Origin of the sequence: Flavobacterium sp. RNTU_13, assembly GCF_046614455.1 — a bacterium.
Lineage (GTDB): Bacteria > Bacteroidota > Bacteroidia > Flavobacteriales > Flavobacteriaceae > Flavobacterium.
Genome location: NZ_JBKJHB010000003.1, coordinates 344,823 through 370,077, shown reverse-complemented (window position 1 = coordinate 370,077; position 25,255 = coordinate 344,823). Strand labels below are relative to the sequence as shown.

Below are 25,255 nucleotides of genomic sequence, written 5' to 3'. Positions count from 1 at the left end.
ATATAAAACAAAACAAACGCAATGAGTTACTATAAGGTAGAAAATCTTGAACAGTATTTCAAGCACTATAATAAATCTATACGCGAGCCCCGTAAATTTTGGGATCGCATTGCAGATGAAAACTTTACCTGGTACCAAAAATGGGACAAGGTAGTAGAGTTTGATATGCAGGAGGCAGAAGTAAAATGGTTTACCAATGCTAAAGTAAACATTACTAAAAACTGCATAGACAGGCATCTTGCAAAACGCGGTAATAAAACCGCTATTCTTTTCGAACCTAACGACCCGAAGGAAGAGGCTCAGCACATAACATACAATGAGCTGTATGACCGTGTAGCAAAGATGGCTAATGCGCTAAGAACATTAGGCATTAAAAAAGGTGATAGGGTATGTATTTACCTGCCTATGATCCCTGAGCTTGCAGTAAGCCTTTTAGCCTGTGCCAGGATTGGGGCTATACACTCGGTTGTATTTGCAGGCTTCTCTGCATCGGCAGTTGCAGCACGTGTAAACGATAGCGAATGCAAGCTTGTTATAACTGCAGATGGTGGCTACCGTGGTAACAAAACCATTGACCTTAAGGGTATTGTAGATGAAGCGCTGAAAACCTGCCCAACTGTTAAAGATGTATTGGTGGTAAAACGTACAGGTACAGCGGTAAATATGGTAGAGGGCAGGGATCAATGGCTACAACCACTTGTAGATGCCGAGGTACCAAACAATGTAGCAGAGATAATGGATGCTGAAGATCCGTTGTTTATATTGTATACTTCTGGCTCTACCGGAAAACCGAAGGGAATGCTGCATACTACTGCAGGTTACATGGTGTACAGTGCTTATACGTTTAAAAACATATTTGCCTACGAAGAAAATGATGTGTACTGGTGTACGGCCGATATAGGCTGGATTACAGGCCACTCTTACATAGTATACGGCCCGCTGCTTAACGGTGCTACTACCGTAATATTTGAGGGCGTACCGTCTTACCCTGATTTCGGGCGTTTTTGGGAAGTAATAGATAAGCATAAAGTAACGCAGTTTTACACTGCGCCAACAGCTATCCGTTCGCTTGCTAAAGAAGACTGGCAGTGGGTAGACAAACATGATCTTTCGAGCCTTAAAGTTATAGGTTCAGTGGGTGAGCCAATAAACGAAGAAGCATGGCACTGGTATAACGACCACGTGGGCAAAAAGAAATGCCCTGTAGTAGATACATGGTGGCAAACTGAAACCGGTGGTATTATGATTTCCCCGCTTCCTTTTGTTACGCCTACCAAGCCTACCTACGCTACACTTCCATTACCGGGTATACAGCCTGTACTTATGGATGAAAGGCGAAACGAAATCGAAGACAACCAGGTTGCAGGAGCGCTGTGCATTAAATTCCCGTGGCCGGGTATGGCACGTACCATTTGGGGCGACCATCAAAGATTTAAAGAAACGTACTTCTCTACCTTCCCGGGTAAATATTTTACCGGAGACGGAGCCTTGCGTGATGAAGTAGGGTACTATCGTATCACAGGCCGTGTAGACGATGTTATTATAGTATCTGGCCATAACCTTGGTACCGCACCTATTGAAGATGCTATTAACGAGCACCCTTCAGTTGCAGAATCTGCTATAGTAGGTTTCCCTCATGACGTGAAAGGAAATGCACTGTACGGCTTCATTACGCTTAAGGAGGCCGGTGCATGGCGGGATCATAACAACCTTCGCAGGGAGATTAACGAACATATTTCGAGCCACATTGGCCCAATTGCCAAGCTGGATAAAATACAGTTTGTAAGCGGCTTGCCTAAAACGCGTTCGGGTAAAATTATGAGGCGTATACTGCGCAAAATTGCCGAGGGAGATTTTTCTAATTTTGGCGATACCACTACTTTACTAAACCCTGAGATAGTAGAGGAAATTAAAGACGGACGTATAGAGTAATAATATATTCCTATTTTTTCAGCGGCATCCTTTAGGGTGCCGTTTTTATTTATATATTTAAACAGTGGTAGCACCTCTATATCCTGAGCTGTAACCACCACTAAAATTGCTAAAAAATATTACTCTGAATGGATGGTGTAACACTATTTTCTAAAGACTTAAATGTATTTCTTTCCGCTTCGGGCATTGGCCTGTGGTACTATAGTGCATCCCATAAAACAGTAATTTTAGATAATGTGGCACAGGGTATTGTAAGTGCCGTTTCAGAATCAGTACCTGTGCTTGAATTTTTACAACACGTTACTACCCAACCGGCATCCATCCTTTTACAAGAGATAGAGGAGAAGAAAGCCTTAACTGCTCTTCTGTATATAAATAGCAGTAATGTAATTCTTAAAGGGCAATTTATGGAAAGCGAAGGATGGTACGGAGGTACCATTCAGCGCGAAACCTGTTTTGCTGCATATTCTGCGAAGCACGATATTTTCAGGTCGATAATAGAGCAGGCTCCGGTAGCTACAGCACTTTTTACAGGCCCTGAAATGCGTATTGAAATAGCCAATAGTATTATGCTGGATTACTGGGGTAAAGGCGCCAGTGTTTTTGGTAAACCACTTGCCGAAGCACTACCTGAACTTGAGGGTCAGCCGTTCCTGGATATACTCGATCATGTGTTTACAACCGGAGAGACGCATGAAGAAACCGAGGCCATGGCACAATTAGTTGTAAATGGTGTACTTGGCACGTATTACTTCGACTACACCTATAAAGCTCTTAAAGATGCTAACGGTACTATTTACGGCGTTATGGACATGGCTATAGATGTTACAGAGCGTGTATTGTCTAAACACAGGGAGCAGAATAGTGAAATCCGTTTTGCCAACGTTATAGAACAGAGCCCGTTAGCTATAGCTTTTTTCTCCGGAAGGGAAATGAAAATAGAAGTGGCTAATGAAACAATTTTGCGGCTATGGAGCAGGGATGACAGCGTTATAGGTAAAAACCTTAAGGATGTGCTGCCTGAAATAGAGGCTCAGGGGTTTTTAAAGCTGCTGGACGATGTATACACTACAGGAGTTACATTTAACGGAAATGATACACATGTACAGATTTTAGATAACGGTAGTGTAACTGATATTTATGTAGATTTCAGTTATTCTGCGCTGCGCGATAGTAATGGAGAAATATATGGTATACTGGTGCTTGCAAATGATGTAAGTGAGAAAATGCAGGCCATACGCGAAATTGCTGCCAGTGAAGCCAAATTTAAATCGGTTATTTATTCTGCACAGGCTGCCGTAGCAGTATTTGTAGGAGAAGAGCTTGTTGCAGATATTGTAAACGATGAGTTCCTGCGATTTGTGGGGCGTACAAGGGAGCAAATGGTAGGTAAGCCATTGCTGCAAAGCATGCCAGAAATTAAGGGGCAGGCATCTGAACATTTAATGCTTGAGGTTATTAAGAGCGGCGTAAAAACGCACCATTTTGGGCGTCAGGTAAACATTGTAAAAAATGGCGTGCTTACACAAAACTTCTATAATGTAAGCTACAGCCCGTTATATGATGCTGAAGGCCAAATTTATGGTGTGCTCGATATTGCCATAGACGTTACCGAAACCATTAAAGCCCAGGAAGCTTTAAAAGAAACAGAAGCTGCCTTAAGGGGTGCAATAGAACTGGCAGAATTAGGCACCTGGAGTTTAAATCCCGTAACTGAGGTGTTTGAATATTCAGAGCGTGTAAAAGAATGGTTAGGGCTGGATGACGAGGAAGAATTATTTGATGAATCGCTGGATGTATTGCATAAAGTGGACAGGGAACGTATACGCACTGCTGTATATAAATCGATTAATCCCGAGAGCGATGGTATTTTTAACGAAGAGTTTAGGGTTATCAGCCGCAAAACAGGAACCGAACGTATACTGCATGCTGTAGGTAAAACTTTTTTTGATGAAAACGGCCTGCCGTACCTACTTACCGGAACAGCCCAGGATATTACCGCTATAAAGAAAATACAAATTGCATTGGAAAACCAGGTTAGGGAACGTACTAATGCGTTACAGCGCGCTAACCAGGAACTTGAAAATATCAACCAAAAGCTTGTTAACACAAACCGGGAGCTGGAACAGTATGCCTATGTGGCGAGCCACGACTTACAGGAACCGCTGCGCAAAATAAGTATGTTTAGTAACTTGCTTAAAGAACGCGATACCGACAATCAGCATACCGTAATTATAGATAAAATCGTTACAGCGTCTCAAAGAATGTCGCTGTTAATTAAAGATTTACTGGAGTTTTCCAGACTTGTTAGCCCGGATACACGCTTCCTTAAAACCGACTTAAATGAAATTGTTAAGTTAGTGCAAAGTGACTTTGAGCTATTGATACAAGAAAAAAGTGCTGCTATTATAAGCGCTGACCTACCGGTTATAGATGCGGTACCGCTACAAATGAACCAGCTGTTTTATAACCTTATTGGTAATGCCTTAAAGTTTACAAATTCCGGGCAAAACCCTGTTATATCATTGTCTGTATCAAAGTTATCACGACAGGAGATAGCTATTTATATAAAAAATCCATCGCCTTCATCTTACTATAAAATATCCATTAAGGATAACGGTATAGGCATAGAAGAACAATACCAGAAACAGATTTTTGAAGTATTTAAGAGGCTTCATTCACGCTCAGAGTACGCGGGCAGTGGTATAGGCCTTGCAATCTGCCGACGTATTGTAAATAATCACGGTGGCGTTATCTTGGTAGAATCGTCGAAAGGTATGGGTACAACATTTAATATCTTACTTCCTGAACATCAATTATAGGAACTAAATTTTAAGTTTGGTTTTAAGCTTTAAAAAAGTTAGCGCCATTGTATAAGCACTGGCCCAAGACGTATTTCTGTCCGGTTGTTCTGTTTTTAAGGCATCGCATAGCTCAGTTAATGAGTATTGAGAGTCGTCATTTATTCCTTTCCAGCGTTTATAAAGCACCCCTATATCCATAAAGTCATTTTTCAGCCTACCTAAGTCGAGCCGTTTTAATGCTGCGTTAATTACTTCAATATCAGTATTAATATTGTTACTTACCAGGGTAGCGTCTTTTATAAAATTAAGGAACTGTATCATTGCTTCAGCTTCCACAACAGCCTCTCCTTCATTTTTAGTTATTTGTGCTGCAGGTTCGGCATCATTACCGCTCACTAAAGCGTGCATAAAATCTCCTACAGCTATGCCGTCATCTACCACGCCAATCCCGCTTATGCTTATCATAACAGTGCCTTTTTTCTCTATTGTGGAGGCTTCAATTTCGAAAACCACAAAGCGTTTTTTAGCGTCCTGCTTTTCATCGTCAAACAGCGCAATGTAGTTTTTCCAAAACTGCGGGGTACTGCCGGTAATCCATTCAAATGCCATAATGTTAGCTTAAATATGTTAGTGAAAAGCGGTTCTTAATCATATCCTGAAGGTTTGCAATACTCTGGAAACAGTTTTTTAGTCTGGCCTTATCTGATTTGCTCATCTCCTCAAGGTTAATATACTGCCCGTTAGAGTTATTTATTAAGCCGTTTTCTGTCCTTATCCTTTGCAGCGTATTAAATGCCTCGGCGCATTCCTCGTACAATTCTGCGTACTGAGGTTCGGCTTCCGCTATTTTAAGGAAACGGTTATACGTGTTTGTAATTTCTATGATACCTGTGTTAAGTGCAAGGAGGCGGGCTGCGTCTACAAGCGGCTTTATACCACGTGTCTTAATATCAAAAAGGTCTTTATACTCGCCATCTCCCTCTACAATAAACTGCCTGAAAAAACCAAGTGCAGGCTGGTTTTTTAGCATATTTGAGGCAAGGTGGGCAAAAAACTTCTTATTCCGTGTAATGTTTTGGTTTATAGTTTCGGTTAAAACATTTTCTATGGCAGGATAACCGTAAATAAAGTCGAAATCAAAGAACAGGTTATTGGCTTCTATTTCTTTCTCTTTAGGGTTATTAGTCCATTCATTATACTGTTTTATCCAGTCTGTTAACGATTTGTTCCATTTAGGGTTCTTAGCCACAATATTGTACGGAGAAAACTCGTAAGCTACTTTACTCAACGATTCGGTAACCAGCTCTGCCAGTTCCATAAAATAACGTTTTACGTTATCATGCTGCTCCTGTGGCACGTCTTCAAAAATCAGGGCATTATCCTGATCGGTACGCAGCAGTTGCTCTTTTCTTCCCTGGCTGCCTACAGTCATCCATACGAAACGAACCGGCGGATAGCTACCTATTTTTTCTACTGCCAGCTCTATAGCACGCCTTGTAAGTGCAATATTAATTTCGGCAACAATATTAGAAATATGAGATACCGGTATATTTTTATCTATAGATGTTTGTATAAGGTCGGTCAGCTTTTCACGTACATACTTAAGCTCTTTGTTGTTTGTAGCCCTTCGTGTTTGTTTAAGTAACACTCCCGGAGTGTTTGCCTGAGCCTCCACCACGTCGTGTTCAGATATCATACCCGTAACCGCACTGTTTACGGTGCCGTCTTTTGTAACGCATAAGTGTGTAACGCCGTGTTTGAGCATCATCATCTGCGCTTCAGCTACAGAAATATTTTCTTGTACTGTAATCACAGGATGGGTCATTATGGCGTGTGCAGGGGCGGTAACCGGTACTGTACCTGTAGCCACTTTACCACGAATGTCCCTGTCGGTAATAATACCCACCGGTAACTGGTTGTGCTGTATAATTACACTGCCCGAATTATTATTTGCCATAGACTTTGCAATGTACATTATTACATCGTCCGGGTTAGCGGTAATGGGGTTAAGTGAGTATTTAATGGGTTGAAAATATTGTATTTCTACTTCCTGCTCGCTTTGTATAGTGTTTTCTGCCAGTAGCCTTCCGGTACGCTCTTTATCGCGTGGATTCCGGGTTTGGGAAGCAAAGCTTTCCAGCATAAATTGCAATACCTGCTCGTTTGATGAAATGTAAGGTTCAAAAACGCTTATCGGTAAGGCATACACCAAGGCATCTTCCCTGGCCTTTGCAGTCATTAGGTAATTGTTTTTGGCAAAGAACGGCCTTAGCCCTAAAATATCCCCTTCATCGCAGCGGTCTATGAGCATTTCTTCTGCATCTGAAGTAAGTGATAGCCCTACAATGCCTTTTTTTACTATGTAGAAGTCACTATGCACCGGTGTACCACCTTTAAATAAATTGCTGTTTTTTTCTATGTATAATAGCCGGCAGTGTTGTGCAATGGTGTACAACTCCGAACCATCCAAATAATTAAATGGAGGGAAATGACGCAGAAAATCAGCAACATTTTGTGCTACAGGGTTTCTCATTAGTTCAGTTGAATTTGATTATAAAAATACACTTTTTTAGTTTGTTTTAAAAATCTATGTAGACTGCGGTACATAAAGTAATGTTAATAATTATCCGCACTAAAAAAATTAAAACGCCCCGTTTTTGGGGCGTTTTAAGTATGTAAGATGAAAAAGCAGATTATCCGTTTAAAACTTCTGCCTTAGTACCACGCGATTTTCTCCTGAAGTAGGTGTGGTCTGCATTGCCAAAATACTTGGTAATGGTTAATCGCGCCATAAGGTAACTCACCGTACTTTCGGCACCTTGGTTCAGGTTAACGCTATGCTCCTCAAGCCCATCAAAACAACCGCCGGTACATGGATTGTATATAACGTGTTGTAGGTGGTTATTTCCTAAAAACCAGTTAAAAGCAATTTCTAATTTATCCAGGTATTTAGGGCTCTTGTAAATATCGTGGAACTTCCTTAGTGCCAGTATGGTGTATGCCACATCTATTGGCTGTTCACCGTAGCGTGCCTTGCCCTGACCTTTGTATAGCCACGTCCTGTTTGAAATAACCTTAATGGTATCTCCATCAAAAGTTTGTGACAGCAGGAAGTCAAACGATTCTTTGGCTACTTCACCGTATTCGCTATTTCCGGTAACGGCATAACAAAGTAAAAGTGCCTCAGGTAATACGCTGTTAGCGTAGGTAAGATACCCCTCAAACCACTTCCAGTCCTCCTCGCGTTCATGTTTGTACATATTAACCATTCGGTCTGCAAATAACTTCATGTAGAGCATATTATCTTCGTTACGCTGATGCCTGTTAAAGTAATAAAGTCCTTTTATAACAAACGCCATGGCGCGGGTGCTGTATATCTCTTTAGTATATGGCAGTGCTTTTTTAAAGGCAGCTACGGCACGCTGAGTGTAGCTTTCAGGTAATATATCCGACAATGAAATTAGGTACCCAAGTGCCCAAAGCGCCCTTCCGTTAGCATCTTCCAAATTCTCATCATTGTTTTGAGCGGTAAAGTTTTTGTTTACATCAACATAATTAAAGAATTTTCCATCAGGCTGTTGGCAATATAAAATATAGTCTAAATAGATGTTAATATAGCGCAACGTTTCAGGCTCTCTGTATTTTTTATAATACATACCAAGTGCAATCATGGCCCTTGCGTTATCATCTATGGTGTAACCTGATTGCCTGTCCGGAACGTTAAGTTTAGAAAACTGAAGCATACCAAAATCGGTAGTCATGTTCTTAATGTGGTCAAGCTTTACTTTTGGGTTACTGTATTCCAGCACAATTTCGTTTGCACCTGCTATTTTCTGTAATAGCTTAGCGTGGCTAACCGCTGAATTTTCCCAAGCGGTATGAACAATCTTGTGTAATCCGTTCAGCATCATTCGCTCCCTTAATTCAGGGTCAAATAATAGCCTGTTAATTGCTTCCGCCAGTTCTGATGAGTTTCCAAAATCAAATGTGATTCCCGTATCTCCTGCCAATACCTCACGGGCATGGGGGATAGGAGTAGAGATAATAGGGCAACCGCAGCTCAGAGCATAAGAAAACGTTCCGCTCACTGCCTGGTTAGGATCTTTGCTGGTAAACAAGTAGATGTCTGTTAACTGAAGATAATCAAGCAGTTCATTTAAGTCTACATATTTATTAATGAAAACAACATTGTTTTCAAGATTGTTGTCTTTTATTTTTTGGGTTAAAAACTCCCTGTACACCTCACCCTCGTTTAATACAACGGTAGGATGCGTTTTCCCTATGATAAGAAATAATACATCAGGGCGTTTATCTACCACTTTAAGCAGGGCGTCCAGCGTTGTTTCAATGCTTTTACCTGAGCTTAAAAGACCAAAGGTAGAAAGCACTGTGCGGCCTTCAAAACCGTATTTGCTTTTTAGCGACTCTTTTTTACCGTGTTTTATAAGGTGGGTACCGTGGGCTATTACTGTTATTTTATCATCTGTTGCGCCATATTCATGTGTAAGGATACCGGCGGCATTATGCGTCATTACGATAACCGAATCTACTGAAGCGATTATTTTCTTTACGTTTTGTCTCAAATCCTCGTTAGGGCCAGGCAAAACGGTATGAAATACTATAGATACCGGCTTTTTAAGTTGGTTAAGGAAAGAATTAAATCCATCTACAGTTTCGTGGAATAACCCAAATTCATGCTGTATTAGGACAACCTTTATATTAGTATCAGCATTTATTTTTTCAGCAAGGGCATTATACGACTCGTTCTCACTGGTGTTTAGTGTGTACTTTACAATAGGATCATCGTACTGGTGTTGCTCTTTATTGCTTTCTATAGCACATACTTTAATTGAAAAAGAAGCTACATAGTGCGCGTTCATTGCATTTATAAGGTCTTGCGAATATGTAGCAATACCGCACTGGCGCGGGGGGTAGGTTGTAATTACCAGTATTTCGGGCAGGTTGCCTTTGTCTTTAGGTGTTTCTGTAAAATGTTGCTCTATTAGTTTGCTGTAAGGTCTAAATTTCTGGGTTAACTCTTTTCTGGCTTTCATGGTATTGATGTGTGTAATTTTTTTTTCTATCGTTATATCTGGTTCAAATTTGGGTTCGCAACTAAGCACCCGGTTGTTATAGAACGGGTGAATAATGTAATCTCAAAAAATAAAAAAGTTTAAAAGATGGGCTTTAATAAATATGTCCCTTATGGTACTCTTTCGTTTACACCATTTTAAGGAATAGCAGGTGTTAACAATCAAAGTACAGGTCGGCTGTAATAGCTCTAAAAGTAATATTGAGCCAAATTATCAATTGTTTACGTCAGCAACAATTTGCTTAATAAATATTTAACTGACTTAACAAAGGTTTGTGATTCTTTAACCATACCTTTAAATATTTGTAAGAATCGTGTAATAAGTCGGCCTTTAGCGTAAAAGGCTCTATAAAGATAAGTAATAATTTGTTTGGGTAAAATTAAGAGGGGGTTAATATTTAGGAAGCCCTTAAAACAAAAGCATTTTTACACATTGTTTAAAAAACAATCTTTAACACCCCTATAAAAAACAGGGGTGTGTAACAAAATGAATATTTTTTTATACATTTGCACAGGTTTTAATATAACACTAACATTAAAAATATAAGTTTCATGTCAACATTCCGTTTTGAGGCTATAAAACAAACCGCCGGCAGAACACCCGTTAAGGTAGAAGAGCTGGAAAGAAAATCGGTAATTTTTGGAAGCAACGTATTTAACGACAAGGTAATGCGTCAATTTTTAACTCCGGAAGCTTACAAGGCCGTTCAGAGCGCCGTGCAGCATGGAACTAAAATAGACCGCAAACTTGCAGACTACATAGCACTGGGCATGAAAGAGTGGGCACTTAGCAAAGGCGTTACCCACTATACGCACTGGTTTCAGCCGCTTACAGGTACCACTGCAGAAAAGCACGATGCTTTTTTTGAAACTTCTTTTGATGGCAGCGACCCTATAGAGAAATTTGGTGGCAGCCAACTGGTACAGCAGGAGCCGGATGCTTCGAGCTTCCCGAACGGAGGTATACGTAACACATTTGAAGCACGCGGATATACTGCATGGGATCCTACATCTCCGGCATTTATTTATGGTACTACTTTATGTATACCTACTGTATTTGTATCGTATACCGGCGAAGCTCTTGATTACAAAGCTCCATTGCTACGCGCACTTTCGGCAGTAGATGAAGCTGCTACCGCGGTATGCCAGTACTTTGATAAAAACGTGAAAAAAGTTACTGCAACCCTGGGCTGGGAGCAGGAGTACTTTCTTATAGATACTGCACTTGCCGCATCAAGGCCAGATATTACCCTTACAGGGCGTACGCTTCTGGGTCACGCGTCTGCAAAAGGACAGCAGCTGGAAGACCATTACTTTGGTTCTATACCTACAAGGGTGCTTAATTATATGCGCGATCTTGAAAACGAATGTATGCTACTGGGAGTTCCGGTAAAAACCCGCCACAACGAGGTTGCACCAAACCAGTTTGAACTTGCACCTATCTTTGAAGAGGCTAACCTTGCAGTAGACCACAACTCACTGCTTATGGATGTAATGCAAAAAGTAGGGGAGCGCCACAACTTTAAAGTGCTGCTTCACGAAAAACCTTTTGCCGGTGTAAACGGTAGCGGTAAGCACAACAACTGGAGCCTTGCTACAGATACTGGAGTTAACCTTCTTGGGCCTGGTAAAACCCCTATGAGCAACCTACAGTTCCTTACATTCTTTATTAACACCATTAAAGCGGTTTACACTTATGAAGAACTAATGAGGGCTTCTATAGCTACTGCAAGTAACGACCACAGACTTGGTGCTAACGAAGCGCCACCGGCTATTATATCGGTATTCATCGGTGACCAGCTTACTAAAGTACTTGCTGAGCTTGAGGGGGTATCTGCAGGGAAACTTTCTCCTGAAGAAAAAACCGACCTTAAACTTAATGTGGTAGGTAAAATTCCGGATGTATTATTAGACAATACCGACAGGAACCGTACTTCACCATTTGCCTTTACAGGTAACAAGTTTGAGTTCCGCGCGGTAGGTTCATCGGCTAACTGTGCTAATGCAATGACTATTCTTAATGCTATTATGGCAAAACAGCTTAGAGACTTTAAAGTTGCTGTAGATGCTCTTATAGAAAGTAAGGATATGAAGAAAGACGACGCTATCTTTAACGTTCTTAGAGAATACATTAAGGAGACAAAAGCAATTCTTTTTGAAGGTGACGGTTACAGCGATGCATGGCAGGAAGAAGCTGCAAAACGCGGCCTGAGTAACCACAAAACAACTCCTGGTGCTCTTAAAGCTAAGGTTTCGGAAGCAGCTCTTAACCTATTTGAAGAACTGGGAGTAATGAACCACAAAGAGGCTGAAGCTCGTTACGAAATTGAACTTGAAGAGTATACTAAGAAGATACAAATTGAAGGCCGTGTATTAGGAGATATTGCACGTAACCACATTATACCTACAGCCATACGCTACCAAAATGTTATTATAGAGAACGTAAAAGGCCTAAAAGAAATATTTGGTGCTGAGTTTGAAACCGTAGGTAAAGAGCAAATTTCTATTATCCGTGAAATTTCAGGACATATTGCTGCCATTAACTCTAAAGTAGAAGAAATGACAGAAGCCCGTAAAGCGGCTAATGCGCTTGAAACATCTGAAGAAAAAGCACACGCCTACTGCGATAACGTAAAACCATTCTTTGATGTTATAAGAAGACACTGCGATAAGCTGGAGTTACTTGTAGACGACGAAATTTGGCCACTAACCAAATACCGTGAACTACTGTTTACACGTTAATTTATTTCTTCCTTTCCATATTACTAAAAACCTGTCCTGTTTTAGGGCAGGTTTTTTTTGCGGCATAAAATAAATGTAGTATTTTTAGTGTTATACAATCCTAACCAATTATCACCACATTATGAACAGGTACATGCTATCTGCACTGTGTTTCGGTACATGCTTAATGCTACAGGCACAGGAAAAATTTACCTTGTATTTTGATTTCAATAAAGATGTGCCCAACCAAAAATCGGTAGCACGCTTTACAGAATGGATAAAGTCTAAAGAAGATATTGCCATTGACGCTCTTGAAGGCGATACAGACAAAACCGGAAATAATTACTATAATATAGACTTATCTGAAAGGCGCATTAAAGCTGCAAAGAATCTTTTACAGAGCAGCAGCGTACAACTGGATATGTCGGCAACAGAATTTCATCCTTTTGGAGAATCGCGCTCCACATCCCGTTACAATGCGAAAGACAGGAGGGTAGTTATTATTTTTCGAAAAGCCGAAGATGTACCTCCGGCTATAGAAAGTACACCTGCCAAAAAGGATGATCCTGAAGATTTTAAAAAACAGGTAAACAGCGCAAAAGTAGGTGACAAAATACGTCTTAAAAACCTGTATTTTTTTAATAATTCCGATGCTTTTGTGCCGGAGTCTACTAAAGTAATAAGAGAGTTACTGGAGGTAATGCAAAATAACCCCACTATAAGAATTGATATACAGGGACATATTTGCTGTGAGGTAAAAGAGCGGGATGGTGTATCTAAAAAAAGAGCACTGGCTGTATATAACTTTCTGGTGAGAAATGGTATAGATAAAACCAGGCTGGCCTATCACAGTTTTGGGAGTTCAAGGCCTGTTTATCCATTGCCGGAGAAAAGCGAAGCTGAGGCAGATGCTAACCGCAGGGTAGAGATTGAAATTATAGAGCGATAAGAAGTTTATTCTAAAAGGGTAATAGTGCGTCGTTCAATAACCTGATTGCTATCTTGCAAACTAACTACGCGATAGTAGGTCATTTTTAAGGGCCAACCCGAATCGTGCATAGTGGCTTCGTAGAAATCTTCAAATCCCAGTACTTCAACATCTTTTTTTTCTGAATCCTGAGTATGTTGGAAAGAGTCGGTGCCTGCAAATAGCAGTGCTATTGTTGCAGTGAGTTTGGTTATTGATTCAGCATCAAACCCCTGATAATAGGTAATATTATAAAAATTTTCTTTAAAGTCAATATTTGTTAAAAGTAATGAAGTGTCTGACTTTATAGCGCCGGTTAAGCTGCTCCCGGTATCAACCTGTTGTTCTACCGGAACACCAATATGCAGCTTAATACCATAGAAAAGATAGAACTGTTGTATGTCTTTTAAAACAGTATTCTCTATACTTTGTTTGTCCAAGGGTTGTTGTAAAAGAAAGGAAATCTCGGGGCTGACTTGATTAGTATTTTTTAATGCGTCAAGGGCGTTGCGTATCTTATCACGCAATTCCTCCCAGTTAAGCAACTTTTTAAAGCTACCGTTCTCATCGGTTTCAAACTTTATTGTTTGATTTTCAAATAATTTTATAAGCCCGGAGATACCGTTGTCTGCTATCTGCCGCCCGGTTAAATTGCCAAAACTGTATTGTTTGTATTTCCAATTGAACGTGTAGGACGTCTCGGTAGAGTCCGCAACTTCTAAATCACCATTGTATCTTATATCATGGATCATTGTTGTGTCTTTTTCCTTTACCTTAAATTTCTCAAAGTGAAAGGAGTACGAATATTTTTCGTTTTTATTCCAATACCCAACAACTTGTACCGTTGAATCGGCAGGGTTTATCTGTGCGATGCAACTATTGGCAAAAAAAACAAATAGTAGTAAAAACAAAATTCGCATACCGAAATTATCAATATGCGAATATATTAAATATATAATTGTAAGCTATTATATGGCAATCCGGAAACCAATGTATCCATCTACCTGTCGCGTATTACTATTGTTAAGCAAGCCCGTAATTACCGAACCTGAACCTATAAAGAAAGCCCGGTAACGCATACCTACACCGGCTGCAGTGCCGGAAATTTGATAATGGCTTACCGGTAAAAATACCTCAAAGTTATCTGTACGGTAGCGCGGTATAAAAGTAACTACATCCTGTGCATTTAGTTGATTTTCTTTAGTTTCAGAATTTGTTTTTTGTTGAAGTACTGCTCCTAAGTAAAAACGGTCGTAAACCTTAACATTAGCGTTCAGTATGAAAAGGGTAGGGGTCTTTACTTTAAAATTCTGTTTGTCATTTGTAACCGTTAAAAAACCACTTTGCTGTAAACGCTGTTCTATTACCTTAATGTCTCCTTCGTCTTTGAATTGCGACAGGTTAAAGTACTGGCCATCCGGTATATTTAGCAGGTAAGTATTGCTGCTACTGTTTTGATCTTTAAAACTTACGCTACCAATATTTTTTATGGAAATGCCGGCCGTAATGCGCGGAGCACTTTCGTTTTCCATCTTCCAGGTGTAGCTTAAACCTAAATCTGTAGATACGCCTCCCGGTTTACCCAGATAGTCCATGTAGTTCGGAATACGGGTAAAATCATCGCCCAGACTACCGGAATATGAAAAATTAAGACGGGCCGAGGCATCTGTAAGTAATACATTGTCTCCTTGTATAGCAAGCTTACCTGTAAATGATGATGCCGCCATATCTACATAGGCACCAGCCAACATCCATTTAAACTGAGCTCCGGCATATAGCGAGTGCCCGTTAATGGAAAATATTTCCCTTGCAAGCCCTATACCCAGCTCACCCCATGCCATACCATTGGCACGTTGATTTCTGGATAAAATACCGGCTGCACCGGTAACATCTATCATATCATTTACAATAGCATTACCCAAGCTATTGTCCAGATTAATGATATTAGCTTGTGTATTTGCCGACGAAGTAAAGAAAAAAGCCCATTTATCTATTTTCCAGGAAATGGAGGGACCTAATATTTGCCCGTCTAAACGCAGGTTAGCAGGCTCATTTCCTGAAAATATAGCGCGCTCAAAGTTTTTTCCTGAAATAAGGTCGGAGTAACCAATCTTGTTATTTAGCAGATTTCCGCTCATGGAAATCATGTTGACGTAAATACCGTTTTGCGCATTTCCTGCAGCAGCAGGGTTAAGCATTACGTTCATAAGTCCGGCACTATCTGAAGTTGAGATGCCGGTAAAATGTTCCTGCGACAATGCCACAGCAGAACAAAGCATTAATGTGAGTAGTGAAATCCTTTTCATGATGGTAGATTTACACCAAATTATGATTTTTTCAGTAACAAACCAACTTATTAGTAATGTAAATAAAAATAAGTAGTTGAAATTAACAAATATTTAAATACTTCTCCACAACGCATCGTCTGGAACAGGAGCAATGATTTCCAAAATATTTTTGGTAACAGGGTGTGTTAGTGATAGTTTACGGGCATGGAGGCAAATCCCACCATCAGGATTACTGCGGTCTGCACCGTACTTCAGATCGCCTTTAATGGGCGATCCTATAGCCGATAACTGACAACGGATTTGATGATGCCTGCCTGTGTGTAAATCTACTTCAAGCGCGGTGTAATTGGTTAAGTTTTTTATAACTTTATAGGTAAGCGAGGCCTTTTTACTTCCCGAAATTTCCTTAGCATGTGCTTTGCTGGTATTGCTCTTTTCGTTTCGCGTAAGATAATGCGTCAGGGTAGCTTCCGGTAATGAAGGTTTGTTTTTTACAAGAGCCCAATATGTCTTTAGAGTTTCCCTGTTTTTAAAAATTTCGTTTAGTCGTGTTAGTGCTTTGCTTGTCTTGGCAAACATTACTATACCAGTAGTAGGCCTGTCTAAACGATGTACTACACCTAAAAATACTTCACCAGGCTTATTGTATTTGTCTTTAATGTATTCCTTTACAATCTCGCTCAGTGGTTTATCGCCGGTTTTATCGCCCTGCACAATATCGCCCACACGCTTATTAACCACAATAATATGATTATCTTCGTATAGAACCTGAAGGTTTTCTTTTGTAGATAGTATTTTCAAACCCTAATAAAAAAATCCAACTGAAAATTAGTACTGTTCGCTTTCATTAGGAAAATCCTTAGACTTTACGTCTGCAGCGTACTGGCCTATAGCCTTGGTCATGTCATCATACAGGTTAAGGTACCTACGCAGAAAACGTGGACTAAATTCATTATTCATACCCAGCATATCGTGTACTACAAGTACTTGGCCATCTACACCGCCGCCGGCACCTATACCTATAACGGGTATGGTTAGGCTTTCTGCAACACGCTTTGCCAGTGCAGCAGGTATTTTTTCTAAAACAATAGCAAAACAACCAAGGCGTTCCAGCAGTTGTGCGTCTTCAATTAGTTTTTCTGCTTCAGCATCTTCTTTGGCACGTACGGTGTACGACCCGAATTTATAGATAGATTGCGGCGTTAGCCCCAGGTGCCCCATAACCGGTATACCGGCATGCAGTAATTTTTTTACAGAGTCTTTAATTTCAGAACCTCCCTCAAGCTTTACAGCATGAGCGCCACTTTCTTTCATAATACGGATTGCAGAACGGAGTGCTTCTTTAGGGTCACTTTGGTACGTACCAAATGGCAAATCTACCACTACCAGTGCACGGTATACACCGCGTACTACCGATGACGCGTGGTAAATCATTTGATCCAGTGTTATAGGAAGGGTAGTTTCATGGCCCGCCATTACATTACTGGCAGAATCGCCTACAAGGATTACATCTACACCTGCGGTGTCCACAATTTTAGCCATGGTGAAATCATAGGCAGTAAGCATGGAAATTTTTTCTCCATTAGCCTTCATTTCAATCAGTGATTTGGTCGTGATTCTTTTGTAATCTTTTTTAGCGACTGACATTTTTCTTTAAATTTGGTGTGTAAAAGTAGTAAATTGCAGCAATAATAAGCTATCTGTTGTGTTTTTATTAATCACAATTTGCCCAATTTACCTTTTCACAATCATTTACAAACAAGATATTACTCATGAAAAAAGTATTTATTGCTTTAGCATTTTTTACAGTACAGCTTATGTCTGCGCAGGAAGCAGATATAAAAAAAACTATAGAAACCTTTTTTACAGGCTTTAACAGCACAGATGTAGCCAAGGTAAAATCAGTATGCAGCGACAAACTTATACTACAATCTGTAGAAGTGCATACCGTAGGTAATAAGTTTACCGAAGAAACTGCCGAACGTTTCTTTGCCTGGTTAACAGAAGCGGGGAAGAAAGGGAAATTTGAAGAGAAAGTAAAAGAATATAAAATTCAGACCGACGGACATATTGCTAACGTATGGGCTCCGTATGAATTTTATTATAACGGAGAGTTTAGCCACAGCGGGGTAGATTCGTTTAGCCTGATAAAAACTAAAGAGGGCTGGAAAATATTGTACCTTATTGACACCCGTATGCCATAAAAAAATAATTTTCCCTTTAGTAGAAAGTTGTAAAGTAATCTTCTAAAGGGAAAATTCATCATTAGCAATCAGCGTTGTTAACCGTTACTGCAAGGCCTCCTTCGCTGGTTTCTTTATATTTATTGTTCATGTCCTGAGCTGTTTGCCACATAGTATCTACAACTTTATCCAGCGGAACCTTGGCATTTTTAGGATCGGTTTCCAAAGCCAGTTCTGCCGCGTTAATCGCCTTAATAGCTCCCATAGTGTTGCGCTCTATACAAGGTACCTGTACCAAACCGCCTATAGGGTCGCAGGTTAAACCAAGGTGATGCTCCATAGCTATTTCTGCCGCCATTAAACACTGTTCCGGAGTTCCTCCCATAACTTCGCATAAAGCCGCCGCCGCCATGGCGCTTGATACGCCTATTTCTGCCTGGCATCCACCCATCGCAGCACTTATGGTGGCACCTTTTTTAAAGATTGAACCTATTTCGCCCGCCACCATTAAAAATTGTTTTATGTGTTCTTCGGTTGCATTGTGGTTTTCAATAACCATATAGTACATTAGTACCGCCGGTATAACGCCAGCACTACCATTAGTAGGAGCGGTTACTACACGCCCTAGAGCAGCATTAACCTCGTTTACCGAAAGCGCAAAGCAACTTACCCATTTTAATATTTGCCTGAACTTAACCTCAGTTTTACGGATTACCTGAAGCCATTCCTGCGGAGAACCATAAGGTAATGTACCGATAAGGTTTTTATGCATATCATAAGCGCGTCTACGTACATTTAAGCCACCCGGGAGTATCCCTTCGGTGTGGCAACCCGTATACATACATTCGAGCATTGTGTTCCATACGCGCAAGAGTTCGTTATGGATTTCGTCCTCATTACGGATGGATTTTTCGTTTTCATAAACAACTTCCGAAATATTTTTACCAAGAAGATTGCAATAGGCAAGGAGTTGGTCTGCTTTATCTATAGGGTACGGAAAAGACTGTCTTATTTCCTCTTTCTGTTTTGCAACAACACGTTCTTCTTTTACAACAAAACCGCCGCCAATAGAATAAAAAGTTGAGGCATAAGTTCCTCCCGGGTGCGTAGCCGTAAAGGTAAACCCATTAGCATGAAAAGGAAGGAAGTTTCTGTTGAATACAATATCATTACCTATAGTAAAATCTATAGTACGTTCGTTGCCGAGGTACAATTTGTTGTGATTCCTTATATTATCTATAGTGCCTTGTATGCTGTCAATAGGCACATATTCAGGATCGGCTCCGCTAAGTCCCAGCATTACAGCAAGGTCTGTAGCATGTCCCTTTCCCGTAAGCGAAAGTGATCCGTACAGGTCTACACGAACAGCAGTAACTGAACCAAAAATACCTTCGGCACGCAGCTCATTTAAAAAACGTTCTGCGCCCCGCCATGGGCCAAGGGTGTGAGAGCTTGATGGGCCAACGCCTATCTTTAGCATGTCAAAAACAGAAATACATTCAGTCATACAAAACCGGGCAATTGTTAATAATATTTAGTTTTTGCCGCGTTCAAAAATAATTATTTTAATGATACTATAACGTTATACATTTAAAATTATTGATTTTGTAAAGTTACGCGTCGAAATGATTAGATGTTAATTGTCAATTCTGGTAAAATAGTGTAAGGTTCTACTTTAAAAAATTGTGGAAACATTAGTACTATTTTAGCCTGTAAAGCTGTAATTTTACTGTGAATATGAGTAAACGTGATTTAAAAAAATATTTAGCAGAGCTTCCTAAAGAAGAACTTGAGCAGCAACTGATGGCGCTCTATGAGAAGTTTTCTGAAGTTAAAACCTATTATAACTTTATCTTCAATCCTAAGGAAGATAAACTTCAGCACGAAGCTAAGGTTAAGATCGGAGCTGAGTACTTTCCCCCGAAGGGGAAAAGGCCAAAATTAAGAAGGGGAGTGGCGCAAAAGTTTATAAAACATTTTTTACAGCTGGGGGTAGATCCGTTTATTGTTGCCGATGTAATGTTGTACAATATAGAAATTGCTCAAACATATTCTGCAAGTAAATACATTAAACATGAAACATTTTACAAAAGCATGTTTAATTCTTACAAGCAAGTGGTAGACTATGTTATCCTTAACGGAATGATGGGGAATTACAAAACACGTTTACAAAATGTATATGAACAAGCTTTTAGTCAGAAATGGCCCAATAAGAAAGAATTTGAGCGTATTTATGATAATTTTGATTAGCCAAACATCCGTTTAATTTTACATAATATATATGTAGCTTAGATTTACATAAAAAAACATAAATAACTATGGCACAATTTATTAAAATATACCCACAAAATCCTAATGAAAAAGAAATCGCAAAAGTGATAAAAATTTTAAAGGATGGTGGCATTATAATTTACCCAACCGATACAGTATACGGAATGGGCTGCGATATTACTAACAGCCGTGCCTTAGAGCGACTTGCAAAAATAAAGGGAATAAAGCTGGACAAAGCAAACTTTTCATTTGTATGCAGTGATTTAAGTAATTTATCGGACTACGTAAAGCAGATAGATACCAGCACCTTTAAAATTTTAAAGCGTGCATTACCTGGGCCGTATACATTTATTTTGCCTGGAAATAATAATTTGCCCAAAGAATTCAAAAAGAAAACAACTGTTGGTATCCGTGTGCCTGATAATAATATTGTTTTAGAAATTGTACGACAATTAGGCAATCCCATAGTAAGTACATCAATCCATGATGAAGACGAAATCATTGAATATAGCACGGACCCAGAACTAATTTTTGAAAAATGGCAAAATCTTGTTGATGCTGTTATTGATGGCGGCTATGGCGATAACATACCATCTACCATTATTGATTTGTCTGAAGGAGAACCGGTTGTAGTACGTGAAGGAAAGGGAGACATAGATATCATTTAGAAGCACCATTGCTTCTAAAATAAATTATTTTACATAATGTAAATTATATTTCATTTTTCATGCTAGAAAAGAGGTTAGTGGTATCAGTATATTTGACAATATATTTTATTATAAACAATTTACCTGCTGATTATGAGTCATTCTTTAGGAAAGGAAAACTGAGAGTTATATAAAAACTCCCTGTCTGTAAGGGTTTTTAAAAAAGCTATCAAATCTATCTTATCTTTATCCGACAAAATTTGCATAGATTTTAATTTCTCCGATAAAATAGCTGAATTTTTATCTAACGTAGAATAATGACTCATTACTGCCATCAACTTTTTATAGCGCCCATCGTGCATATACGGATATGTAAATTCTATATTCCGTAACGTAGGAACTTTAAATTTTAAAGAATCTCTTAAGTTACGCGTTACCTTCATACGGCCATAATCTTTATAGTAGGCATCTGCGGTAGTTCCATTATTTTCAAACGCATCATTTGTAAATAATGGCTCTGTATGGCATACTGCGCAGTTGTGCTTAAAAATTTTATAACCGTTAGCTTCCTGCTCATTAAAGTGATCTTTACCTTGTATTACCTTATCGTACTTAGAATTTGAACTTACTAACATTATGTTAAATACACTTAAAGCCTTTAAAATCCTTTCACCGGTAACTAGTTTGCTACCATATGCATCTTTAAACATTGTAATATATTTAGATGACTTTCCTAGCTTTTTTACAACATTCTTTAGATTTTCGCCCATTTCATCGGGGCTTGTCAGCGGTGCTAAAGCCTGTACATCCAGGTGATTAACACCTCCATCCCACATAAAAGATGATGACCATGCGAGGTTAATTAATGCCGGTGCATTGCGTGTGCCTATCCTACCCTTTATACCGTGGCTTACTGTATGGTCTGTATGAGCAAAACCTGTAGCCTGCAAATGACAGCTGGCGCAAGATATAGTACTGTCTGCTGATAAAGCAGGATCATAAAACAACTGCCTACCCAGCTTAAATTTAGCTTCTGTTATAGCATTGGTTTTAAAAGTATATTTTGGTTGGGGCCATCCGTTAGGCACTTTAAAACCAAAATTATCTTTAGGCTTAAAGGCTACTAAAGAAATTAGCACAACAAGCGCCAAATATTTCATCCTATTACTCACTTAGCGAAAATATTTTTGAAATTAAATCAGCCATTTGCACAGCTTCAACTCCAGGTATATTTACGGTGCTTTTGTTTGATAAGTCTATATTTTCCAAAAGTTTAGATACGTCTATATTTAGTACTGCTTTCCCGGAAGTATTAGGATACAAGTAATGTAAATCTATTTGCCTTGCTGTTTGTTCATTAGGTTTATAGCCGCCTAAATGAAAAGAAAATTCGTTATCGTGCGTTTTACAAACCGGGCTTGTACCTTCTATTTTAAAATTAATATAACCGCTTTGCCAAGACCAGTACATACCGCTGGATGGATCGAGATCTCCACTTAAAGCACCGGCTGTATTTGCTTCAACAGGAACACCAACTTTAAAATATACAGACCTTATTGCCGGGTTCCCTGAAATTGACATTATACGCTGTAAACTCGCCTTTTCATCTAAATCTATTAGCCAGCAATCATTACTTTTTATCTCCGTTTCATTTACAAGTACCACTCTAAAATCTGAAACAAAGAACTTTAGTGCAGTGACCGAGAAATTTCTATTTCGCTCACTGCTGTACATTTTGCCTGGTTCTAAAATGTTTTTGCCAACTACAGGCTGAAAAACTATATTAGAAAGTTGTTGTGAAAAATGCTTGTTAACAGCAAATAGCAATAATAAAGTTAAAAACCACTTCATGGCCTGCCGTGAGGTGGTCTTGGTCCAAACATTTTAGAAAACTCAGGAGCCATATTTTCAAAATCGGCTTTTTGCTGGCTGTTGCAAAGCTTTTTTATAGCTTCAAAATGCGTAAAATGGGTTTCCTCAATTTGCCTTTGCAATTTGTTTATTCCAGTAATAAGATTTTCTTTTTCCTGATCGGTATAGCTTTGCTGTAACAAAGCATAAAGTTTTTGTTTGTTTTCCCGTATAGCTTTGTCAAGCGCGTCAACTTCAGACCGATGTTGTTTTATCAGTGTATCATACTGTTTTATTTGCTCCGGTGAAAATTGTAGCGCTTCGATAATTATTTCCCTCGGGCGTCCCCTACCCGGCCCGTCTGGACCGCCCATACCTTCATGAGGGTGATGGCCAAAAAACATACTGCCAATAAGAGTAAGGTTTAAAATTACAAGTACAATAAGAGCCCCTGTTAAGAGTGTTGTCTTTTTCATGTCCGTTTACAAATTAATACAATTGATTGTTGTCGGAAAATGGATTGTCTGTCTGAGTACCTCGCAGCTTAACATCAACTTGTTGTTCATCTTTATTAACAATAAGCCGAAGGTTAAGCGCGATTAACAGTACTATAGTAGCTGCAACCGCCCAAACAGTTTTAATATCAACAGTATTATAACCCACGGCTTTCTTGCGTATATCCTGAAGCAAAGACTCCCTGGGCGATAACTTGTTTAAGTTATCTACACTGTTTAATACATCATCAATCCATTGTTCCCTTTCCATATTTGTATAGACGATTTAATTTATTTTTTCCTGCGGTATTCTTCAAATTTTTCTCCAAGCTTTTCCCTTAGTGTTTTTTTTGCTCTTACCTGCAATGACTCTACAGCCGATATACTAGTTTCCATAACCAATGCAATTTCCGTATTGCTAAGCCCTTCCAGCTTGGAAAGCAAAAAAGCCGTGCGTTGATTTTCGGGAAGCTGGTTTATCACCGAAAATAATAACGCTGATTTTTCTTTATGCTCTAATATTACCCCGGGGTGTTCTGTGTTTTTTACAGCCAGATATTCTTTCTCAGAGGTACTTTTTTTTCCAAAGATAAAGAACCTCTTTTTACTGTTTTTTCGTTTTATAAAATCGAGAGACGTGTTTACAGTAATACGATATATCCAGGTTTTAATGCTGGAATCATATTTAAAATCGTCCATGGTATTGTATACCTTTACAAAAACGTCTTGTGTAATTTCCTCAGCATCTTCGGTATTTAGTACATAATGCAAAGCAAGATTGAATACCATTAGGCGGTATTCAAAATATATTTGGTTAAAAGTGTAGCTTTGCTGCATGAAATTATTTTCAGGAAATGCGAAAGTAATAATAAAACGTTTAACAAAAAATTAAGATTTTTATTTTGTTATTAAACCATATTATCGAAAAAAAAGTTTGAAGTTATCTATTTTAAAGATAATTCATTAGCATATAAGGATTTTGAACGGTGTACATTTGCAGGTTGTGATTTTACTGATGCCAGTTTTCTGGGTACAGCTTTTATAGATTGTACTTTTAATGACTGTAATTTTAAAGACGCAAAAATTAATTACGTAGGGTTTAGGGACGTACATTTTACAAACTGTGATTTTACCAATGTAAACTTCGCCATGTGCGACAGCCTGCTGTTTGCTTTTGGCTTTACAAACTGCATATTGGATTACACCAAATTTTACAGTTTAAAAATGCCACGTACCATATTCAGCTCATGTAGCATTATAGCTGCAGATTTTATGGCAGCAGACCTAACAGGTGCCACTTTTAATAACTGTAACCTGCACAAAAGCACCTTTATAGATACCATAGCTAATAAAGCTGACTTTTCAACCAGTATTAACTTTACTATAGACCCTGAAAAGAATAAATTAAAAAAGGCCATCTTTAGTAAAGAAGGCCTTAAAGGATTGCTCACAAAATATGATATTACGGTGAAGTAACATCAACTTTTATAGGCTTTTAGTATCGTAATTTCAAAACTGGTATTACTGGCAAACAAATGGAGTGTACTGCCTTCGGGCAGGTTCCACGCTTCATTAATTTTAGATCTTCCGCGTATAATGGTTTTATATAAACCATCAAGGTTGTCCCGGCTGCCATCATTTATTTTTGTAAGATAGACATCCGGTTCGCTAGGATCTTCTTCATTTTGAATCAAAATCTGGCTGCTAAATGCCAATAGGTCAGACAATCCTTTCTCAGTCATTTCAAATTTCATTACAACATCAGTTTTATTACTAAGCTGTAACCATTTGTTATACACCGGCGTGTTACTGTTAAACGGGCCGGAAACTTCAATTCCGTATGAACCGAATGTTTGTCCGTAAGACACTGAACTGAACAACAGTAGTAAAAATAAGATACGTTTCATGGTTATTGAGATTTAATTTTAAAACAACAAACTACAACAACCTTGCTAAAACAGTACCACTAAACTTAAGGTTGGCTTAATTACCTAGTACGGTAATC

Annotated in this window: 22 protein-coding genes and 1 pseudogene; 9 read left to right on the top strand and 14 right to left on the bottom strand. The window is 39.1% G+C overall.

The window, feature by feature from the left end:
• Positions 1-21: 21 nt before the first annotated feature.
• Together acs and ACLI08_RS09825 are read left to right on the top strand one after the other, a co-directional pair.
• Positions 22-1,932, top strand: a complete 1,911-nt coding sequence (gene acs / locus ACLI08_RS09830; RefSeq protein ID WP_411428312.1) for an acetate--CoA ligase — start codon at positions 22-24, stop codon at positions 1,930-1,932.
• Between the two features lie 128 nt (positions 1,933-2,060).
• Positions 2,061-4,754, top strand: coding sequence for a PAS domain-containing protein (locus ACLI08_RS09825; RefSeq protein WP_411428311.1), 2,694 nt, complete (start codon positions 2,061-2,063; stop codon positions 4,752-4,754).
• 3 nt (positions 4,755-4,757) lie between these two features.
• Here the strand turns inward: ACLI08_RS09825 and ACLI08_RS09820 are convergent, their stop codons facing one another.
• The 3 genes from ACLI08_RS09820 to ACLI08_RS09810 form a co-directional block, all read right to left on the bottom strand.
• On the bottom strand, positions 4,758-5,345 hold the full coding sequence (locus ACLI08_RS09820; protein WP_411428310.1) for a 3'-5' exonuclease: 588 nt from the start codon (positions 5,343-5,345) through the stop codon (positions 4,758-4,760).
• Positions 5,346-5,349: 4 nt separating this feature from the next.
• Positions 5,350-7,269, bottom strand: coding sequence for a DUF294 nucleotidyltransferase-like domain-containing protein (locus ACLI08_RS09815; protein ID WP_411428309.1), 1,920 nt, complete (start codon positions 7,267-7,269; stop codon positions 5,350-5,352).
• Between the two features lie 160 nt (positions 7,270-7,429).
• The gene (locus ACLI08_RS09810; RefSeq protein ID WP_411428308.1) at positions 7,430-9,790 is read right to left on the bottom strand and encodes a glycosyltransferase; all 2,361 of its coding nucleotides are present in this window, start codon (positions 9,788-9,790) and stop codon (positions 7,430-7,432) included.
• Between the two features lie 590 nt (positions 9,791-10,380).
• Here ACLI08_RS09810 and ACLI08_RS09805 point away from each other — a divergent pair.
• Positions 10,381-12,570, top strand: a complete 2,190-nt coding sequence (locus tag ACLI08_RS09805; RefSeq protein WP_411428307.1) for a glutamine synthetase III — start codon at positions 10,381-10,383, stop codon at positions 12,568-12,570.
• A 121-nt stretch (positions 12,571-12,691) separates the two neighbouring features.
• Positions 12,692-13,498, top strand: a complete 807-nt coding sequence (locus tag ACLI08_RS09800; RefSeq protein WP_411428306.1) for an OmpA family protein — start codon at positions 12,692-12,694, stop codon at positions 13,496-13,498.
• Positions 13,499-13,503: 5 nt separating this feature from the next.
• Here ACLI08_RS09800 and ACLI08_RS09795 read toward each other — a convergent pair whose 3' ends face one another.
• The 4 genes from ACLI08_RS09795 to panB form a co-directional block, all read right to left on the bottom strand.
• Complete coding sequence (locus ACLI08_RS09795) at positions 13,504-14,268, bottom strand: hypothetical protein (RefSeq protein ID WP_411428305.1); 765 nt, start codon at positions 14,266-14,268, stop codon at positions 13,504-13,506.
• Positions 14,269-14,484: 216 nt separating this feature from the next.
• On the bottom strand, positions 14,485-15,822 hold the full coding sequence (locus tag ACLI08_RS09790; RefSeq protein ID WP_411428304.1) for a hypothetical protein: 1,338 nt from the start codon (positions 15,820-15,822) through the stop codon (positions 14,485-14,487).
• Positions 15,823-15,915: 93 nt separating this feature from the next.
• The gene (locus ACLI08_RS09785; protein WP_411428303.1) at positions 15,916-16,605 is read right to left on the bottom strand and encodes an RluA family pseudouridine synthase; all 690 of its coding nucleotides are present in this window, start codon (positions 16,603-16,605) and stop codon (positions 15,916-15,918) included.
• A gap of 27 nt (positions 16,606-16,632) precedes the next feature.
• Positions 16,633-17,451: a 3-methyl-2-oxobutanoate hydroxymethyltransferase gene (gene panB, locus ACLI08_RS09780; protein ID WP_411428302.1), complete on the bottom strand. Its 819-nt coding sequence runs from the start codon at positions 17,449-17,451 to the stop codon at positions 16,633-16,635.
• Positions 17,452-17,576: 125 nt separating this feature from the next.
• On the opposite strand from panB, the gene ACLI08_RS09775 reads away from it, so the two are divergent.
• A complete protein-coding gene (locus tag ACLI08_RS09775) occupies positions 17,577-18,008 on the top strand; it encodes a nuclear transport factor 2 family protein (RefSeq protein WP_411428301.1) in 432 nt (143 codons plus the stop codon).
• A 61-nt stretch (positions 18,009-18,069) separates the two neighbouring features.
• On the opposite strand, the gene ACLI08_RS09770 is transcribed toward ACLI08_RS09775, so the two are convergent.
• Complete coding sequence (locus ACLI08_RS09770; RefSeq protein WP_411428300.1) at positions 18,070-19,494, bottom strand: L-serine ammonia-lyase; 1,425 nt, start codon at positions 19,492-19,494, stop codon at positions 18,070-18,072.
• A gap of 230 nt (positions 19,495-19,724) precedes the next feature.
• Here ACLI08_RS09770 and ACLI08_RS09765 point away from each other — a divergent pair, with 230 nt between their 5' ends.
• Together ACLI08_RS09765 and ACLI08_RS09760 are read left to right on the top strand one after the other, a co-directional pair.
• Entirely contained in the window at positions 19,725-20,237 is a 513-nt protein-coding gene (locus ACLI08_RS09765; RefSeq protein WP_411428299.1) for a DUF6155 family protein, read from the top strand.
• A 68-nt stretch (positions 20,238-20,305) separates the two neighbouring features.
• Positions 20,306-20,926 carry an L-threonylcarbamoyladenylate synthase gene (locus tag ACLI08_RS09760; protein WP_411428298.1) on the top strand — a complete coding sequence of 207 codons (621 nt, stop codon included), beginning with the start codon at positions 20,306-20,308 and terminating at the stop codon, positions 20,924-20,926.
• Positions 20,927-21,063: 137 nt separating this feature from the next.
• Here the strand turns inward: ACLI08_RS09760 and ACLI08_RS09755 are convergent, their stop codons facing one another.
• From ACLI08_RS09755 to ACLI08_RS09735, 5 genes are read right to left on the bottom strand one after another with little or no spacing between them, the layout of a single operon-like run.
• Positions 21,064-22,065 (bottom strand): cytochrome-c peroxidase, encoded by a 1,002-nt coding sequence (locus ACLI08_RS09755; RefSeq protein ID WP_411428297.1) that lies wholly within the window; start codon positions 22,063-22,065, stop codon positions 21,064-21,066.
• Between the two features lie 4 nt (positions 22,066-22,069).
• Complete coding sequence (locus ACLI08_RS09750) at positions 22,070-22,756, bottom strand: MbnP family protein (RefSeq protein WP_411428296.1); 687 nt, start codon at positions 22,754-22,756, stop codon at positions 22,070-22,072.
• Positions 22,753-23,232, bottom strand: a complete 480-nt coding sequence (locus ACLI08_RS09745; protein ID WP_411428295.1) for a Spy/CpxP family protein refolding chaperone — start codon at positions 23,230-23,232, stop codon at positions 22,753-22,755. Before ACLI08_RS09745 ends, ACLI08_RS09750 begins: the two co-directional genes overlap by 4 nt.
• Positions 23,233-23,245: 13 nt before the next feature.
• Positions 23,246-23,521, bottom strand: a complete 276-nt coding sequence (locus ACLI08_RS09740) for a hypothetical protein (protein ID WP_411428294.1) — start codon at positions 23,519-23,521, stop codon at positions 23,246-23,248.
• A gap of 20 nt (positions 23,522-23,541) precedes the next feature.
• Positions 23,542-24,087 carry an RNA polymerase sigma factor gene (locus tag ACLI08_RS09735; RefSeq protein WP_411428293.1) on the bottom strand — a complete coding sequence of 182 codons (546 nt, stop codon included), beginning with the start codon at positions 24,085-24,087 and terminating at the stop codon, positions 23,542-23,544.
• Positions 24,088-24,165: 78 nt separating this feature from the next.
• Between ACLI08_RS09735 and ACLI08_RS09730 the strand changes: the two are divergent.
• Positions 24,166-24,396 (top strand): annotated as a pseudogene (locus tag ACLI08_RS09730) (pentapeptide repeat-containing protein); the annotation flags it as partial.
• 78 nt (positions 24,397-24,474) lie between these two features.
• On the top strand, positions 24,475-24,726 hold the full coding sequence (locus ACLI08_RS09725) for a pentapeptide repeat-containing protein (RefSeq protein ID WP_411428292.1): 252 nt from the start codon (positions 24,475-24,477) through the stop codon (positions 24,724-24,726).
• A gap of 2 nt (positions 24,727-24,728) precedes the next feature.
• On the opposite strand, the gene ACLI08_RS09720 is transcribed toward ACLI08_RS09725, so the two are convergent.
• Positions 24,729-25,157: a hypothetical protein gene (locus ACLI08_RS09720; protein ID WP_411428291.1), complete on the bottom strand. Its 429-nt coding sequence runs from the start codon at positions 25,155-25,157 to the stop codon at positions 24,729-24,731.
• Positions 25,158-25,255 lie beyond the last annotated feature (98 nt).

What these genes read in the sequence shown, in the direction of transcription:
- panB (WP_411428302.1), bottom strand. Translation starts at nt 17,451, where the DNA reads ATGTCAGTCGCTAAAAAAGATTACAAAAGAATCACGACCAAATCACTG.
- ACLI08_RS09720 (WP_411428291.1), bottom strand. Translation starts at nt 25,157, where the DNA reads ATGAAACGTATCTTATTTTTACTACTGTTGTTCAGTTCAGTGTCTTAC.
- ACLI08_RS09735 (WP_411428293.1), bottom strand. Translation starts at nt 24,087, where the DNA reads ATGCAGCAAAGCTACACTTTTAACCAAATATATTTTGAATACCGCCTA.
- ACLI08_RS09765 (WP_411428299.1), top strand. Translation starts at nt 19,725, where the DNA reads ATGAGTAAACGTGATTTAAAAAAATATTTAGCAGAGCTTCCTAAAGAA.
- ACLI08_RS09760 (WP_411428298.1), top strand. Translation starts at nt 20,306, where the DNA reads ATGGCACAATTTATTAAAATATACCCACAAAATCCTAATGAAAAAGAA.
- acs (WP_411428312.1), top strand. Translation starts at nt 22, where the DNA reads ATGAGTTACTATAAGGTAGAAAATCTTGAACAGTATTTCAAGCACTAT.
- ACLI08_RS09805 (WP_411428307.1), top strand. Translation starts at nt 10,381, where the DNA reads ATGTCAACATTCCGTTTTGAGGCTATAAAACAAACCGCCGGCAGAACA.
- ACLI08_RS09775 (WP_411428301.1), top strand. Translation starts at nt 17,577, where the DNA reads ATGAAAAAAGTATTTATTGCTTTAGCATTTTTTACAGTACAGCTTATG.
- ACLI08_RS09795 (WP_411428305.1), bottom strand. Translation starts at nt 14,268, where the DNA reads ATGATCCATGATATAAGATACAATGGTGATTTAGAAGTTGCGGACTCT.
- ACLI08_RS09745 (WP_411428295.1), bottom strand. Translation starts at nt 23,232, where the DNA reads ATGAAAAAGACAACACTCTTAACAGGGGCTCTTATTGTACTTGTAATT.
- ACLI08_RS09815 (WP_411428309.1), bottom strand. Translation starts at nt 7,269, where the DNA reads ATGAGAAACCCTGTAGCACAAAATGTTGCTGATTTTCTGCGTCATTTC.
- ACLI08_RS09770 (WP_411428300.1), bottom strand. Translation starts at nt 19,494, where the DNA reads ATGACTGAATGTATTTCTGTTTTTGACATGCTAAAGATAGGCGTTGGC.
- ACLI08_RS09755 (WP_411428297.1), bottom strand. Translation starts at nt 22,065, where the DNA reads ATGAAATATTTGGCGCTTGTTGTGCTAATTTCTTTAGTAGCCTTTAAG.
- ACLI08_RS09825 (WP_411428311.1), top strand. Translation starts at nt 2,061, where the DNA reads ATGGATGGTGTAACACTATTTTCTAAAGACTTAAATGTATTTCTTTCC.
- ACLI08_RS09820 (WP_411428310.1), bottom strand. Translation starts at nt 5,345, where the DNA reads ATGGCATTTGAATGGATTACCGGCAGTACCCCGCAGTTTTGGAAAAAC.
- ACLI08_RS09790 (WP_411428304.1), bottom strand. Translation starts at nt 15,822, where the DNA reads ATGAAAAGGATTTCACTACTCACATTAATGCTTTGTTCTGCTGTGGCA.
- ACLI08_RS09740 (WP_411428294.1), bottom strand. Translation starts at nt 23,521, where the DNA reads ATGGAAAGGGAACAATGGATTGATGATGTATTAAACAGTGTAGATAAC.
- ACLI08_RS09725 (WP_411428292.1), top strand. Translation starts at nt 24,475, where the DNA reads ATGCCACGTACCATATTCAGCTCATGTAGCATTATAGCTGCAGATTTT.
- ACLI08_RS09800 (WP_411428306.1), top strand. Translation starts at nt 12,692, where the DNA reads ATGAACAGGTACATGCTATCTGCACTGTGTTTCGGTACATGCTTAATG.
- ACLI08_RS09750 (WP_411428296.1), bottom strand. Translation starts at nt 22,756, where the DNA reads ATGAAGTGGTTTTTAACTTTATTATTGCTATTTGCTGTTAACAAGCAT.
- ACLI08_RS09810 (WP_411428308.1), bottom strand. Translation starts at nt 9,790, where the DNA reads ATGAAAGCCAGAAAAGAGTTAACCCAGAAATTTAGACCTTACAGCAAA.